Below are 15,694 nucleotides of genomic sequence, written 5' to 3'. Positions count from 1 at the left end.
CTCCGAGCCGCACAGCAAGAGCGACACAACGGGGTGAGTTCCACCATGAGCAACACGGACGCGCAGCAGCCCGACGGCTCGGGCAAGCACCGCGGGCCGGCCGCACCGGCGGAGGACTCCTCGTCCTCCCCGCACGGCCGCCACCGGCGCGAGCCCGAGGGGCAGTGACGGCCCGTACAGGGCGGTCACGCGCGACACCGAGCAGGCGAACGGCCCCCGGACCTCGTGTCCGGGGGCCGTTCGCCTTCCCCTCCGCACCCCCGGGTCGCGGGACGGACTCAGGACCCTTCTCCCGGCCTCAGGAACCCTTCTCCAAGCCTCAGGCGCCCTTCTTCAGGCCGAGCACCTCGGCCGCCGCGAAGGTCTCGCCCGCCGGGCGGGCCGCGTAGTGCGGGGTGAGCAGGGCGTCCAGCTCCTCGTAGCTGAAGACGTCCTTGGCGGTGTCGAACTTCGCGGACACCCGCGGCCGGTCCACGATCGCCACCATGCCGCCGTGCACGACGAGCAGTTGGCCGTTGACGCCGGCCGCCGCCGGGGAGGCGAGATAGCCGACGAGCGGGGCCACGTGCTCGGGCGACAGCGGGTCGAGCTCGTCCTCGGCGGTCGGCTCGGCGAAGCCGGCGAACACGTCCTCGGTCATCCGGGTGCGGGCGCGCGGGCAGATGGCGTTGGCGGTGACCCCGTACTTGGCGAGGGCCAGCGCGGTCGACGTCGTCAGGCCGACGATCCCGCCCTTGGCCGCCGCGTAGTTGGGCTGGCCGGCCGAGCCGGCGAGGAAGGCTTCGGAGGAGGTGTTGACGATCCGTCCGTAGACGCCGCTCTCGCCCGCCTTGGCCCGGCCGCGCCAGTGCACGGCCGCGAAGTGGGTGGTGTTGAAGTGGCCCTTGAGGTGGACCCGTACCACCGCGTCCCACTCGTCCTCGCTCATCGAGAAGATCATCCGGTCGCGCAGGATGCCCGCGTTGTTGACCAGGACGTCCAGCTTGCCGAACTCGGCGACGGCCAGGTCGACCAGGCCGCGGGCGGTCTCGAAGTCGGCGACGTCGCCGAGGTGGGCGACGGCCCGCCCGCCGGCCGCCCGGATCTCGGCGGCGACCTCCTCGGCGGGCGCCGCGGAGGCCTCGCCGGAGCCGTCGCGGCCGGGCTGCCCGTAGTCGTTGACGACGACGGCGGCGCCGAGCCGGGCCAGTTCCAGGGCCTCGGCGCGGCCGAGGCCGCGGCCGGCGCCGGTGACGATCGCGCTCAGTCCCTCAAGAGGGAGTGACATGAAGATCGGTTCCTCTCGGATCGACGCGGTGCTCGGATCTCTGGTCTCGGACCCCGGGACCCGGGCCTTGGACCTCTGCTCTCGGACCCCGGGACCCGGGCCTTGGACCTCGGATCGCGGGTCTTGGACCTCGGGACCCGGCTCTCGGACCTCAGGGGTCCCGGACCCCGGATTCCCGGCTCTCGGCCCCCGGGGCTCAGATCTCGATGCAGGTGCGGAGCGCCACGCCCGTCCGCATCTGCTCCAGGGCCTCGTTGATGCCGGCCAGCGGCACCCGGTGGGTGATCAGCGAGGCCAGGTCGATGCGGCCGGCCCGCCAGAGCGCGATGGCCCGTTCGTACGAGCGCAGCACGTCCCCGCCGCCGTACATGGACGGCAGAATCCGCTTCTCGTCGAAGAACAGCTCGAACATGTTGAGCTGGAGGAAGTCGTCGAGGGCGCCCGCGCCGACCACGCACAGCGTGCCGCCGCGCCGGGTGGTCTCGTACGCGGTGCGGGCGGTGGCGGACCGGCCGACGACCTCGAAGACGTAGTCGAAGCCCTCGCCGCCGGTGATCCGCTGCTTGGCGTCGGCGAGCGCGTCGGGCGCGACGGCCTCGGTGGCGCCGAAGCGGAGGGCGGCCTCCCGGCGGGACGCGACGGGGTCGACGGCCACGATCTGGGCGGCGCCCTGGAGCTTGGCGCCCTGGATGGCGGAGATGCCGACGCCGCCGCAGCCGATCACGGCCACCGACGAACCGGCCTCCACCTTCGCGGTGTTGATGGCGGCGCCGAGACCGGTGGTGACGCCGCAGCCGATGAGCGCGGCGATGTCGAAGGGCACGTCGTCCGGGATCGGCACGGCGCAGCCGGCGTCGACGACGACCTCCTCGGCGAAGGTGCCGGTGCCGGCGAAGCCGAAGACGTCACCGCCGGGGCGCTTGAAGTTGGGGGTGCCGGCGTTCAGGAAGCCGGCCAGGCAGAGGTGGGTCTGGCCGCGCTTGCAGGCCGGGCAGCTGCCGCAGGCGGGCAGCCAGCACAGCAGCACCCGCTGGCCGGGGGCGAGGCCGGTGACGCCGTCGCCGACGTCGACGATCTCGCCGGCGCCCTCGTGCCCGGGGACGAAGGGCGCGGGCTGGGGCAGCACGCCGCTCATGGCGGACACGTCGGAGTGGCACAGGCCGGTGGCCCGGATCCGGATCCTCACCTTGCCGGGGCCGAAGCCCACCGCCTCGACGTCGTCGAGGACTTCGAGTTTGTCCTGGCCGATCTCGTGCAGTACGGCTGCGCGCATGGTGCGGCTCCCTCCGGGACGGGTCTACGAGTGTTCGACGACGGTGTCGGCGAGGACCGGGGCGTCGGCGCGCTCGACGGCGGTGACCGTGAGCTGGATCCGGTCCCCGGCCGTGCGCCACATCCGGATGCGCAGGGTCTCGCCCGGGAAGACGACGCCGGCGAAGCGGGTGCGGTAGGCGCGGACCCGGGTGACGTCCCCGCCGAGGAGGGTGTCCACGACCGCCTTGAGGGTCATCCCGTACGAGCAGAGGCCGTGCAGGATCGGCCGGTCGAAGCCCGCGAGCTTGGCGAACTCGGGGTCGGCGTGCAGCGGGTTCCAGTCGCCGGACAGGCGGTAGAGCAGGGCCTGGTCCTCGCGGATCGGGCGCTCGGCGGTGGCGTCGGGGGCGCGGTCCGGGACCTCAAGGCGCTCGGAGGGCCCGCGGTCGCCGCCCCAGCCGCCCTCGCCGCGGACGAAGATCTGGGCGTCGCTGGTCCACAGCGGCCCGTCGGCGTCGGCGGCCTCGGAGCGCAGCACCAGGACGGCGGCCTTGCCCTTGTCGTACACCGCGGCGACGCGGGAGGTGGAGACGGCCCGGCCGGAGACCGGGAGCGGGCGGTGCAGGGTGATGGACTGGCCGCCGTGCAGGACGGCGGCGAGGTCGATGTCGATGCCGGGGGCGGAGAGCCCGCCGACGACGCCCATGCCGGCGCCGGCCACGGTGGCGAAGCTGGGCAGGACGTGCAGCCGGGATTCGAGGGTGTAGCGCAGCTCGTCGGGGTCGTTCGCGGGAACGCCCGCGCCCAGGCCGAGGTGGTAGAGCTGGACGTCCTTGTGGTCCCAGGCGATCTCCGCGCTGCGGGGCTCGGCGGCGACGGCCTTGGCGGCGTCAATGGGCATCGCTGTGCTGCTCCTTGTGGCTGGTGGAGACCTCGGCGCGGTCGTCCGCACCGTCGACCGCGCCGAGGCCGTGCGGGACCGCTCCCGGACGCCTTGTAGAACGCGTTCTAAGAACGGTGATCCCCATGTATAGCCGAGGGGTCCGGCGATGGGAACCCTTCTGACGTTACGTCAGATACCGCCGGTAAGGCGCGCGGTGGGACCCCTTCCCGTCCTCCCGCCCTCCGCCCCGGGGAAGGCCCGGCCGGGACATTTGTCACGGCCGGGTCCGTACGCCCGGACCTGCCGGGACCCGCCCCCCGCTCCGTAGCGTCGAGGGCATGACGACGAACGAACCGGCGGTCGCCTTCGAGGCCGCGACCAGGACCTACCGATCGGCACAGGGCGGCGAGGTCCGCGCCGTGGACGGCGTCGACCTGCGCATCGCGCGCGGCGAGACGGTCGCGCTGCTCGGGCGCAACGGCGCCGGCAAGTCCACCGCCATCAACCTCCTCCTGGGCCTCGACGAGCCCGACGGCGGCCGGGTCCGGCTCTTCGGCGGCCCCCCGGCCCGCGCGGTCGAGGCCGGCCGGGTCGGCGCGATGCTCCAGGACGCCCGCCCGGTCCCCCGGGTCACCGTCCGCGAGCTGGTCGAGTTCGTGGCGCGCACCTACCCCGCCCCGCTGCCGGTCGCCGAGGCCCTGCGGCTGGCCGGCCTCACCGAACTCGCGGACCGCCGCGTCGACCGCCTCTCCGGGGGCCAGGCCCAGCGCGTACGATTCGCCGTCGCCCTGGCCGGCAACCCCGAGCTGATCGTCCTGGACGAGCCGACCGCCGCCCTGGACGTCGAGGCCCGCGAGGCCTTCTGGGACGCGATGCGCGGCTACGCCCGGCGCGGCAACACCGTCCTGTTCTCCACCCACTACCTGGAGGAGGCGGACGCCCACGCCGACCGGATCGTCGTGGTGGACTCCGGGCGGGTGCTGGCCGACGGCACCAGCGAGGAGCTCAAGCGGGCGGCCGGCGGCAATCTGGTCTCCTTCGACCTGGCCGGGATGCCGACCGAGGGCCTGACCGGGCTGCCCGGCGTGACCTCCGTGGAGGTCCGCGGCGACCGCGCCCACCTGCGGAGCGACGACTCCGACGCGACCGTCCTCGCGCTGGCCGCCGGGAACGCGGTCCGCCGCCTGGAGGTGAGCCCGCTCTCCCTCAACGACGCCTTCCTGACCCTGACCCGCGGGACCACCGCCGCTCGCCCCACCGCCCACGGGACCACCGCCGCCCGCACGACCGCCCCCGGAACCTCCCGCGCCCACAAGAACCTGGAGCCGAACCGATGATCACCGCGTACGTCCGCCTCGAAGTCCGCCGCACCCTGCGCGACGTCGGTTTCGCGATCTCGTCGATCGGCGTGCCGGTCATGATGTACCTCCTCTTCACCAACCTCGGCGGGCAGAACAGCGCCGAGTTCAAGACCGCGGCGATGGTCGGCATGGCGGCGTACGGCGCGCTGGGCGCCGCGCTGTCCCTCGGCACGGGGGTCGCCGAGGACAAGTCCTCGGGCTGGCTGCGCCAGTTGCGGGTCACGCCGATGACCCCGCGCCAGGTGGTCACCGGCCGGGCCCTGACCGGCACGGTCGTGGTGCTCCCCGCCATCGTCGCGGTGCTGCTCGCCGGCGGCCTCGCCAACGGCGTACGGCTCGAAGCCTGGCAGTGGGCGGTGACGGCCGTCGCCCTGTGGGCCGGTTCGCTCCCCTTCACCCTGCTCGGCCTCGGGAACGGCTACCGTCTGTCGGCGCAGACCACGGGTGTCGTCAACGTCGCCTGCAACCTGGGCCTCGCGGTGGTCGGCGGCCTCTGGTTCCCGGTCGAACTGTTCCCGAAGTGGCTGGCCACGGTCTCCTCGTACACCCCGACCAACCGCTTCTCGGAGCTGGGTCGCGCGGTCGCGGAGGGCGTGATGCCGAGCGCGGCGGCGCTGACGATCCTGGCGGCCTGGGCGGCGGCGTTCGGCGCGTACGCGGCGATCTCCTACCGTCGTTCGGGGAGGGCGGCGTAACGGATCGGGAAGAAGGAAGGAACGGGGATGAGGGACTGGTGGCGGTGCCGGCGCGCGGCACTGCGGGATCTGGCGGAGCGGCGGCACAAGGAGGGTCCGAGCGGGCTGAGCCTGCTGCCGTGGCTGCTGATGGGCCTGGGGGCGCTGTCCCACCTCGTGAGCGGCGAGGCCCCGAACCCCTGGCTCGGCGGCCTGGGTCTGCTCGCCTTCAACACCCTCTACATCGCGATCGTCCTCCGCGCCTTCGACGAGCACCGCCGCGAGAACGCGACCACCTGGTGGCTGCTCGCCGCCCTGGGGGCCCTCACCTTCGCACTGGCCATCGGCTACGGCCGGGAGTGGCTGCTCCTCTTCCCGCTCCTGGGCCTCGCGGTCGGGGCGATCGTACGCGGCGCGGTGCGCCTGCGGCTGATCGTGTTCCCCCTGGTCCTGGCGGTCGGGGTGGTGACGCTCTGGCGGGACGGCTGGGACTCGTTCGGGATCGTGTACGGCACGTTCATCTCGATCATGGTGACGGCGGCGATCCTCACCCTGAACAGCACGGTGGAGGAGCTGCGGGCCACCCAGGAGGAACTCGCCCGCACGGCGGTGGAGAAGGAACGCCTCCGCTTCTCCCGCGACCTGCACGACCTGCTGGGCCACACGCTGTCGGTCATCGTCGTGAAGGCCGAAGCCGCCCGCCGCCTGGCCCCCCGCGACCTGGAGGCGGCCCTCACCCAGCTCTCGGACATCGAGTCGGTGGGCCGCCAGGCCCTGACCGAAATCCGCGAGGCGGTGACGGGCTACCGCGAGGGCAGCCTCACCACGGAACTCGACCGCGCCCGCGACGCCCTCTCCTCGGCCGGCATCGAACCGGTGGTCCTCCAGTCGGGCCCGCCCCTCGAACCTCAGACGGAGGCCCTGCTGAGCTGGGTGGTCCGCGAGTCGGCGACCAACGTGGTCCGGCACTCCGGCGCCACCCGCTGCGAGATCGAGCTCGGCGGCACCCCGGAGCGGGTCCGCCTCACGGTCACGGACAACGGCCGGGGCCCCGGGGGTACGGGCCCTGGCTCGGACGGTACGGGCCCGGGCGCGCCGGGCAGCGGCCTGAAGGGCCTGCGGGAACGGCTCGCTGCGGCGGGCGGCACCCTGGAGACGGGCCCGGCCCCGCGCGGCGGCTTCCAGGTGACGGCGGAACTCCCGCTGGAGGAGCTGCCGGTGGCGGGGCTCGCGGGGGCGGGGCTGCCGCCGGAGGAGCCGGCGCGGGGCTGAGCCGCCAGGCGGCCGCACGACCCGCGCCCGGAAGAGACGGCCTAGCCGATCTCGGACACGGAGTCGTTCCCGCCGATGGTCACCGAGGTCCCGTCACCTCCCTTGCTGCCGTCGTGCAGCCCGAGCAGTCCGACGAGCCCGAGCCCGTCCTCCGCCGCGGCCTGCGGGGCGCCGCCCGCGCCGAGGGCGGCACCGGCGAGGAGGAGGGCGGCGAGTGTGCGCTTGACGTCGTTCATGCCCTTCCCAACGACCCGGCCCGCTCCGTGGATGCGCCCCGGACGGCCGCCCGCCCTACCCTGGTCAGGTGAACGAGATGCCGCGGGACCACCGTCCGACGAAGTCCGTCCGCCTGCTGCTGGCCGAGGACCAGGGCATGATGCGGGGCGCGCTGGCACTGCTGCTCGGGATGGAGCCGGACCTGGAGGTCGTGGCCCAGGTGGGGCGCGGCGACGAGATCGTGGACGCGGCGCTGACGGCCCGGCCGGACGTGGCGCTGCTCGACATCGAACTGCCGGGCATGTCGGGCCTGGACGCGGCGGCGCGGCTGCGCGACGAGGTCCCGGACTGCCGGGTCCTCATCCTCACGACCTTCGGCCGCCCCGGCTACCTCCGCCGCGCGATGGAGGCGGGCGCGGCGGGCTTCCTGGTGAAGGACGGCCCGGTCGAGGACCTGGCCGAGGCCATCCGCAAGGCCCTGCGCGGCGAGACGGTCATCGACCCGGCCCTCGCGGCCGCCGCCCTCAGCGCGGGCCCGAACCCCCTGACCGCCCGCGAACGCGACGCGCTCGGCGCCTCGGTGGACGGCGCGACGATCGCGGACATCGCGGCGAAGCTCCACCTCTCGGAGTCGACGGTCCGCAACTACCTCTCCTCGGCCATCGGCAAGACGGGCACCCGCAACCGCATGGAGGCGGTCCGGGCGGCCCGTCAGCAGGGGTGGCTGTAAGTTCTCAAACAGCAGAAACTAGTGAGCTCTTTCAGGGTGGCCACTGGTCGGGTGACGGGCCAGCGTCCCGCAACACACGAGGCTCCTGTGCCGTTAGGGAGGTGGTCGAAGTCTCAACTCATCACTGAACCGGATGGAGCGCGGGAGCCTCGCTGGTTCCCTATCCTGCCGCACTCGACCTGCCTCATGCTCTGGTCGAGTGGGCAAGTATCGATGCTCATCGTCACCCGTGAGGGTGACCGGCGCTGCAAGCTACCGCTCCCCCCAACGTGCCCTCGTGGGCCTGGTCTACCTTCGCCACCAGGACACGCTCGCGCAGATCGCCGCCGGCTTCGGCAGATCCGTCGGTACCGCCCACGCCTACGTCCAGGCCGTCGTCCAGCACCTGTCCGGCCGGGTGCCGGGCCTCCTGCGGGTCCTGCGCGAGGCCGATCCCGACTACGTCCTGCTCGACGGGACGCTCGCCGAGTGCGACCGTGTCGGCGACAGCCGGGCCGACTTCTCCCAAGAGCACCACCGTCACGGTGTGAAGGTGCAGGTCGCAGCCGATCCCACCGGGAACCTGCTGTGGATCTCACCCGCCCTGCTCGGCCGCACGCACGACCTGACCGCCGCCCGCACCCATCGCATCATCCGGATCTGCGAACGCCAGGGCCTCCCCGTCCTCGCGGACCGTGCCTAGATCGGGGCGGGCAGGCCCATGGGTGACCACACCCATCAGACGCCTTACCGGCCGGGCCTCACCACAACCCAGCAGACGATCAACCGGGCCCTGTCAGCGGCACGAGCACCAGTCGAACGAAGCGTCGCGCGCTTCAAGTCCTGGCACATCTTCCGCAAAGCCCGCTGCAGCCCCAACCGCATGACCGTCATCGCCGCAGCCATCCTCACCCTTGAGCGTCAACGCTGAAAATGCTCACTGACTTGGAGGTCCTTGACGATCACCCAGCTCGCCTCGCCTGGGCGAACCGCTCCGCCGCCTTGAGCCGTACCCCGTCGCGGACTGCTGCCGTTCGGCGGTCAGCCCGCCTCCTTGTGGATACCGCCTGCTTCGATGACACCGCCCGGTCGACGAGCCGCCAGCCCCTAAAACTCACGAGTTCAAGCTCAATAACCACTCAGCGATAGTAGCGAGACCGCTGCTCAACCTCATTCAGGAGTCTACTCCCCGCAAAATCTTGAAACCTAGCCCAGTTCTCCGGATACCCGAGGAGATGGTCAGTAATTCGAATGCTCGTCAACTCCAAGAGCGCGGGCCTCTTACTACCGAGAAGCCTCTCGATGAACTCAGCAGAGCGCCTCATCAGTTCCACGTCACCCCTTTCCAGAGCAGAGTACAAGATTTTGGCCACAAAAACCTCTGTAACCAAGGCGTACGCCCGCACCCCAATCTCCCCGTCGACTGAATCACCAAACACCGCCCGCTCTTCCTCCTCCAGGTCCAGCAGATCATCAAGGTAATCAGGAAACAAACCACAAAACACCCCCCTCACGAACGATCGGTCAGAATTAGCGAATGAATTAAGTCCCACCACTAAGCCAATCTTGGAGATCCCGAAGCACCCCCCAAGGGGTACTCCCTTGAGGGGTGCAGAATACGCCAGCCTCTACCTACGCCACATTCTCTCCCGCAACCGGACAATCACCGTACAGGTCGCACGTACGCTCACCTCGAAATGGAGCCAGGATCCCGTCCACGAGGAACAGGATGTCTCCCGCGACCCCCAGGCCGTTCAGCAACTTTGGAAGCCTTGCTCCACCAAGAGGCTTAGGGGATCCACCGCGAGGATTTATATCATACGTTTCACCCGTGATGGATGCCATTGAAGGTGCACGAATGGCTCTTTCGACGGCAGCTTTAACCGTACTCTTCACCTCCGGATTAGTTTCCATAATCTCCGTAATTTTCCCCGCCTTATCCTCGGTGTCCAGCGCGTTCCAAATCTCCTCCGCCTCGGCGAGCGCAACCTCCCTATCGCTTTCTGACAGACGCAACGACCTGTCAGGCTTCCTATCGTTCTCAAGTAGCTTTATTAGGCGTATCAAGAGGTCGGATGCGTCCGCGACATGCCAAAGATTCCTGGTGGGAACCCCCTTTTCGAGCTCATTCAGAAGCGCCGCGCTGACCTTTCCATTCCCCACTGCCGGAACAACCCCGGGCTTTATGTATATATCCCCCAAGATCCTACGCAGCTCTTCGTTCTCTACCGCGGGAGGCTTGGCGGCGTTACCACCCTTGGTGCCGCCCTTCTTACCGCTCGTGTTGCCGCAGGATGGGTAGCAGCCGCCGCCGGTCCCTCGACCCGGCTTTCCCGGCGTGCTGCTTTCGTGTCCACCCAGGGGGCCGCCGGGTTCTGCGTGCCCCGCTCCGTCGTCGATCCACAGGCCCGTGGAGTCACTCGACGTGACAGGGGTGTTGTTGGCGTACGCGTAGCCGTTGAGCGACTGGTGCTGGTCGAGGCTGAGGGCGGGGTCGACGCTGATGAACTGGCCGATGGTCGGGTCGTATTCACGGGCGCCGATGTGCGTGAGGCCCGTGGTCTTGTCGGCCGTCTTGTCCAGGAAGCCCCGGTCTGTCGGCCAAGTACCGACGGAGCCATCGCGCTCGGCGCCAAAGGGCGTCATGTAGCGCTTGGTGATCTGCTGGGTGGCGTCCGCGCTGATTGCGAGGCTCTGGGTGCCGTGGTGGTCGCTGGCGAGGAACTGGATCTGCGTTGCGCCGGACCGGTTGGTGCGGACCGCGATCGTGGCTGCGCCGGCCGTGTAGGTGCGCTGGGCCCACTTCGTGCCGTCGGCCCGCAGGTGGAGTTCGGTGGCACCGGCGTAGAGGACCCGCTCGCCGTCCTTGGTGTTGCGGATGAGCAGAGTGCCGTCGGCGTCGTAGAGGTAGTCGGTGGACTTCGTGCCCTCCGTGAGGGCGGCAAGCTTGCCCTCGTCGGACCAGGTCAGGTTCTGCTGCCCTGTCGTGCCGGGCCGCTTGGTGGTGTTACCGGTGGTGTCGTAGTCGTAGACCTTGTCCTTGGTGGGGTCGGCGGCGGTGCCGCAGTCGGTGCGGGTGGTGGTGTAGCGCAGCGCGTGCGGCTGCTTGGCAGGGTTGTAGCAGTACGTGGTGGTGGTGGTGTCTCCACTGGCCGCGTGCTGCGTCTCCAGCTGCCGCTGACCGCCCTGGTTGTACGTGTACGAGGTCCAGTACGGAGCCGGGCCGCCGAGTGTGCTCGCGGAACGGGGGTCCGAGCAGTTCCGCGACGCGGGGGTCCATGCCTCGGCCAGGCGCCGGAAACCGTCATAGGCGAAGCACTGGGTCTCGGCCTTGCCCGTTCCCCCCAGGGTCGCGGGGTCGGCGATCGAGAGGACGTTGCCGGCCTGGTCGTAGGTGTAGGTGAGGTCCTGCGGCATGAAGGAATGCGTCTGGTCCGTGACGTGGCTGTTCGTCAACCGGCCCGTGCCGTACTCGTAGGAGTTGGTGACGTAGACGTTCCGGTCGCCCGGACCCCCCTTGCCCAGGATCAGCTGCTGGAGCTGGCCGAGGGCCGAGTAGTCGGCGTTCTGCAGGTACCCGGTCAGGCCCATCATGGAGGTGAGCTGGCCGAACGCTCCATAGCCGTACTCGGTCGTCTCGGCAGGCAGGCCGCCGAGCGCGGGCTCGCTGGTGCTGCCCAGCGTGCCGTCGAGGCGGTAGGTGCTGGTGAAGGTGAGCTTGCCGTTCGGCACGGACGCGTACAGCGTGTCGGTGGCCGGCAGGGTCAGCTCGGTCGTGGTCGGGCGGTTGAGCTCGTCGTATGCCGTGACCGTCTTCGTGTAGGCCTTCGAGTCCGGCTGCCCCTTACCGCCCACATAGCGGATCGAGGACCTGGGCAGTGCCTTGCGGGTCTCGTCGTAGGTTCGCTCCGTCAGGAGGTTTGCGTCAGTCTGGGTGCCGGCCCAGGTGTAGGTGGGGCGGCCGATGTCGTCGTAGGCGGACAGGATGGTCTTGCCGCCGGTGGTCGTCTTCGTGACGCGGTCGAGCTTGTCGTACTCGGACTCGGTTGCGCCCTTGTCCGGGTCGGTGGCGGTCTTCTGGCGGCCGTACTGGTCGTAGGTGTAGGACCACACGGCACCGTCGGGGCCGGTGATCCTGGTCTGCTTGCCGTCCGGCGTGTACTCGAACTTGGTCGAGGTGTACGGGGTGCCGAGGGTCGCTCCGTACTGCGTGTCCGTGGGGCTGGTGCCTGCGTACTCACGGGTCTCGACGGTCTGGCCGCGCGCGTCGACGATGGTCCGGGCGGCCGTGCCGCCCTCAACCGCGGTGGTGGCCGTCGAGTCACCGGTGTATCTGGTGCTTGTCGTCCACTTCTCGACGCCGGCCACAAGAAACGTCTTCGACGTGGGCCTCTCCGCGCCGTCGAACACCGTCTTGGTCTGGGCTGGTGCGGCACCGTACGCGACCCGCGTGTAGGTGCTGTTGGGCGTGCTGCCGGTGTCGAAGATGTCGGCGTGCGTCTCGTACGCCAGACCGCGGCTGTCGTAGCGGGTGTCCGTCAGCAGTCGTCCGCCCTGCGGCGTCGGCGACTGCGTCTGGAGCGGTCGCAGGAGCGCGTCGTAGATGGCATAGCTGGTCTTGTACGTCGTGCCGTCGGCCTTGAGGGTCGAGGTCGCCACCCAGGACTGCGTGGTGTTGCTAACCACGTACTGGTAGGTGGTGTTGGGCGGGTCGATGCCGCGGATGCGGTTGGGGAGCCAGACGTCGGTGAGGCGGCCGAGTGCGTCGTAGGCGATCTCGGTCTTCTTGAGGTTCGGATCAATGGTCCGGACAGCGAGCCCACGGCGCGGGTCGAGGTAGGTGTAGGTCTTGTGGGTCGCGGCGTTGGTGACGAGAGTCCTGGTCAGCGGGCCGGCGTCGGCCGGCGTGTACGTCGTTGAGGTCGACTTCTCGTCGGCATTCGTGACCGTTATCGGGCGGCCGAGGCTGTCGTATCCGGTCGACGCGATCTTCTGCCACGTGATCGGCGTGCCGTAGCTCTCGGCTCGGCCTGTCCACGTGGGAAGCCCCTTGGTCGGCTTCATCGTGTCCGACCAGGTCAGGTTGTCGTACGCCGTCACCGTGTCCGACAGGACGTTGCCGCGGGTGCCGTCTGCGTTCTGCAGCTTCAGGTCCGCCTCCGCGAACGAGCAGCTGCCTGCGACGGTTCGCACGCGCGAGACGAGGCCGGTAATGCCAAGGGCGTCGTTGTCGGCGTACCAGGTCTGGGTGCAGGTCTCGTCGCCGGTCACGGCCAGGTCCCCGTTGTCGACAACCTTGACGGCACGTCCCCTGGCGTCGAAGGAGACGGTGTCCTTGTCGCTGCTCCGCCACCGCTGGGTGGCGGTGAGGTAGGTGTACGAGGTGGTCTTCTTCGTCCGGACGAAACGGGCCACGTGGTCGCCCGCGTCGGGCACGCCGCTCTGCCGCGCGGTCTCCTGCGACCACGGATAGTTGGCGCTGGCCGAGATGGCGGTCGCGCCGTCGTACGTGACCTGCTCGCGGAGAGTTCCGCTGTAGTGGTCGCTGTCCGTGAGAGTGGCGAGCCCGATGGCCGGCTGGGCGAGTTTCGCGACGGAGACGGACTTGGTGGTGCCGTCCTTGTTCGGGTCGCCGTCCATGCCCTGCATGTACAGGGAGACGGTCTTGCTGCGGACGGGAGCGTTCCGCGACCCCTTGTAAACGGTCACCTCACGGTAGCCGCGCCACTCGGACCAGGTTCGCTCGGCCTTCGGCGTGAGGGGCTCGTCGTTGTAGTGCCAGGCGGCGCCGCTGTAGACATACTCGTTCTCCACGGGGTCGTTCGGAGTCGTCGGGTCTGTCGTCACGACACCGAGAACCCGATATTTGTGGAACCAGTCCACTGAAGCTTCCGGGGCACCGTTGATGTTCCAGAACTGCGGGTAGCAGTTGCGGGTGTTGGTGTCCTGCGGTGCGCTCAGCACCTGGCTGCGGACACACTCGGGACCCGAGGTCGTCACCGTGGTGACGGCACCCGTCTCCGTGGTGACGGTGGCGATGCGGGGCCGGGTGAGCGGCAGGATGTCGTCGGTGCCGTCCACACGGTTCGGGCGCATGTGGTACGTGAAGGAGATCGGCTTCACCTCGATCTCCGTACCCGCCTTGGCCCACCGCGTGATGGTCTTCAGGGTCAGCACCTGGTCGGACGAGTCGCCGATGTCACCGCCGTCCAGGTATTCCTGGCCGAACTTCCAGGAGTCGACCGGGTCGTACTTGGTCAGCGAGGCGTTCCAGGACGAGGTGTCGACGCCGGTCAGGCGCTTGCGGGTGAAGAAGGAGGGAGACGCCGAGAGGCACTCCGTGGAGTCCTGGGCGCAGATCGCGTCAAAGGGGACGTCGGGCCAGTTCGGCGCGGTCTCCTTGGTGAGCGAGGTGCAGTCCGCGGCGGTGCACCGCTCGGCGTAGCCAAAGGTCACCCTGGCGTCGGCGTTGTCCGTGAACAGGCTGCCGTTCACGTCCTTGCGGAGGCCGTACTTGATTTCCGTCAGGTAGCCCCCGCGGACGTATGCGGTGTCCGCCTTGGCGGCCTTGTTCTTGTTGTAGTAGTTCTTCTCCTGCGTGTACCAGTACGTGGCCGCGTTGCCGCTGGTGTCCTCGACGTAGTCGAGGTTCCACCGCCAGGCCTGGGTCACGGCCCGGTCCGCGAAGGTGCTGCCGGCGCTGTAGCCGGGCTCGCCTGAGTCGTCGCCGAAGACCGGGACAGTCCAGGTGGAATTGGTGCGCTCGGTGGTGGCGCCCGCGAGCTTGTTCAGGCCGAAGACGTACTTCGTGCCGTCGCCGGTGGTGACGGTCCAGTACTCGCCGTCGTTGTCGCCGTTGTCAGCGCCGATCGAACGGGTCACCTTCGAGGCGTCGTCGTTCTCCAGCTTCCACACACCGGCCGTGATCGTCTTCACGAGCCGGGACGACTTGCCGTTGAGAACAAGGCGGGCGTTGTCGTACTTCCAGCAGCGGTCGAAGACACCGGTCTGCCCGTCGTCCTCACAGCTGCCATAGGCGCGCTCGATGTAGGACTCCGTCAAGGAGAAACCCTCACCGACCGAGGTGCCCTGGTTGTTCGTCGTGGCGGTGCGCCCGTCGATGCTGCCCGAATCGTAAGCGAGCTTCAGGGACGGGGCCGGACCTGCCGCAGCCGGCGGCATCGTGAAACCGTAGGACCAGGTGAACGAACCAGAGTTGCCGCCGGCCGACCACGAGGACGACGCGGCCAGTGGCGTCGCGCTGTAGTCACCGGTGCCCTTCGGGGAGGCGCTGCCCGTGCCGGTCGCGGTCAGGGCCATCACCGTGGTACCGGAGGAGACCGCGGAGTTGAGTTGCGTGGCCGGCCCCTTGGCGCTGTCAGCAATGGGCACACGGGCGGTTACGGTCTGCCCCTTGGCATCGTTGCGCGAGGCGAGCGGGGTCCGAGTTCGGCACTCGGCCCTCTGTGGGGTGGTCAGGGCACATGCCGGCAGCCGGACAAGGTGGAGGCGTCCTGACCAGCCGCCTCCGACGGCAGAGGCGAAGGGGCCGTAGCCGACGCTCACGTCAGCAGTGCCGGCAGTGCTGGCCGTGGCCGTAAGGACGACGCCAATAACACCAAGCCGGGCGGCAGCCTTCTGGTCGAGGACGGCAACGCTGGCATCCGTTCCGCTCGTCAGCCCGTTCTTGCCCGAGACCGGGGCCATGGATACGGGGAGGCCGCCAGGCTTCACCTGGGCCGCCTTCGTGGCCAGCGTCAGGTCGGCGGCGCCGGCTGTCGGCCAGGTGGCACGCTGCTGTTCAGCACGAGCCCGGCGGGACTGTTCCGCGTTGGTACGCAGGCCTTCGGCCACCTTCTCCCGGACGTTCTTCCCGAGCTGACCGACGCCTGCTGGCGCGACCTTGGTGACATGCTCCGGGGGCAGGTCAGGGCGGCCCAGGCCTGTACCTCCGTCGGCTACCGCGACGGGCGTGAGCCCCATCGGAACCGAAAGGGCCACGGCAAGCGGAAGGACCGCGAACATGCTGTGACGCCTGGGGCGATCCTCCCTCCTCTT

11 protein-coding genes and 1 pseudogene are annotated in these 15,694 nt (G+C 69.7%); 6 read left to right on the top strand and 6 right to left on the bottom strand.

Annotated elements, in window-relative coordinates; genetic code table 11:
* The first annotated feature begins 45 nt into the window (after positions 1-45).
* The gene (locus ACIGW2_RS30320; RefSeq protein ID WP_356075260.1) at positions 46-168 is read left to right on the top strand and encodes a hypothetical protein; all 123 of its coding nucleotides are present in this window, start codon (positions 46-48) and stop codon (positions 166-168) included.
* 151 nt (positions 169-319) lie between these two features.
* Here ACIGW2_RS30320 and ACIGW2_RS30315 read toward each other — a convergent pair whose 3' ends face one another.
* The 3 genes from ACIGW2_RS30315 to ACIGW2_RS30305 all read right to left on the bottom strand — a co-directional run bounded on the left by ACIGW2_RS30315 (position 320) and on the right by ACIGW2_RS30305 (position 3,422).
* On the bottom strand, positions 320-1,267 hold the full coding sequence (locus ACIGW2_RS30315; protein ID WP_399847125.1) for a 3-oxoacyl-ACP reductase: 948 nt from the start codon (positions 1,265-1,267) through the stop codon (positions 320-322).
* A 196-nt stretch (positions 1,268-1,463) separates the two neighbouring features.
* A complete protein-coding gene (locus ACIGW2_RS30310) occupies positions 1,464-2,540 on the bottom strand; it encodes a Zn-dependent alcohol dehydrogenase (RefSeq protein ID WP_399847124.1) in 1,077 nt (358 codons plus the stop codon).
* A gap of 24 nt (positions 2,541-2,564) precedes the next feature.
* Positions 2,565-3,422 (bottom strand): MaoC/PaaZ C-terminal domain-containing protein, encoded by an 858-nt coding sequence (locus ACIGW2_RS30305; RefSeq protein WP_391654397.1) that lies wholly within the window; start codon positions 3,420-3,422, stop codon positions 2,565-2,567.
* Between the two features lie 320 nt (positions 3,423-3,742).
* On the opposite strand from ACIGW2_RS30305, the gene ACIGW2_RS30300 reads away from it, so the two are divergent.
* From ACIGW2_RS30300 to ACIGW2_RS30290, 3 genes are read left to right on the top strand one after another with little or no spacing between them, the layout of a single operon-like run.
* Positions 3,743-4,741: an ATP-binding cassette domain-containing protein gene (locus ACIGW2_RS30300; protein WP_399847122.1), complete on the top strand. Its 999-nt coding sequence runs from the start codon at positions 3,743-3,745 to the stop codon at positions 4,739-4,741.
* Positions 4,738-5,460 carry an ABC transporter permease gene (locus tag ACIGW2_RS30295; RefSeq protein WP_391654393.1) on the top strand — a complete coding sequence of 241 codons (723 nt, stop codon included), beginning with the start codon at positions 4,738-4,740 and terminating at the stop codon, positions 5,458-5,460. Before ACIGW2_RS30300 ends, ACIGW2_RS30295 begins: the two co-directional genes overlap by 4 nt.
* Before the next feature lie 27 nt (positions 5,461-5,487).
* A complete protein-coding gene (locus ACIGW2_RS30290; RefSeq protein ID WP_399847120.1) occupies positions 5,488-6,711 on the top strand; it encodes a sensor histidine kinase in 1,224 nt (407 codons plus the stop codon).
* Between the two features lie 41 nt (positions 6,712-6,752).
* Here the strand turns inward: ACIGW2_RS30290 and ACIGW2_RS30285 are convergent, their stop codons facing one another.
* Positions 6,753-6,947 carry a hypothetical protein gene (locus ACIGW2_RS30285; protein ID WP_356075250.1) on the bottom strand — a complete coding sequence of 65 codons (195 nt, stop codon included), beginning with the start codon at positions 6,945-6,947 and terminating at the stop codon, positions 6,753-6,755.
* A gap of 77 nt (positions 6,948-7,024) precedes the next feature.
* Between ACIGW2_RS30285 and ACIGW2_RS30280 the strand changes: the two genes are divergently transcribed.
* Both ACIGW2_RS30280 and ACIGW2_RS30275 read left to right on the top strand, forming a co-directional pair.
* Positions 7,025-7,657 carry a response regulator gene (locus ACIGW2_RS30280; RefSeq protein ID WP_399847176.1) on the top strand — a complete coding sequence of 211 codons (633 nt, stop codon included), beginning with the start codon at positions 7,025-7,027 and terminating at the stop codon, positions 7,655-7,657.
* A gap of 133 nt (positions 7,658-7,790) precedes the next feature.
* Positions 7,791-8,567 (top strand): annotated as a pseudogene (locus ACIGW2_RS30275) (transposase family protein).
* Between the two features lie 208 nt (positions 8,568-8,775).
* Here the strand turns inward: ACIGW2_RS30275 and ACIGW2_RS30270 are convergent.
* Positions 8,776-9,129, bottom strand: coding sequence for a hypothetical protein (locus ACIGW2_RS30270; RefSeq protein WP_399847119.1), 354 nt, complete (start codon positions 9,127-9,129; stop codon positions 8,776-8,778).
* 139 nt (positions 9,130-9,268) lie between these two features.
* Complete coding sequence (locus tag ACIGW2_RS30265) at positions 9,269-15,661, bottom strand: RHS repeat-associated core domain-containing protein (protein WP_399847118.1); 6,393 nt, start codon at positions 15,659-15,661, stop codon at positions 9,269-9,271.
* Positions 15,662-15,694 lie beyond the last annotated feature (33 nt).

It is taken from the genome of Streptomyces sp. NPDC053541, assembly GCF_044544705.1.
In the GTDB taxonomy this organism is placed as follows: Bacteria; Actinomycetota; Actinomycetes; order Streptomycetales; family Streptomycetaceae; genus Streptomyces.
The sequence above is the reverse complement of the archived record's forward strand: the minus strand, read 5'-3'. Positions and strand labels throughout refer to the sequence as shown.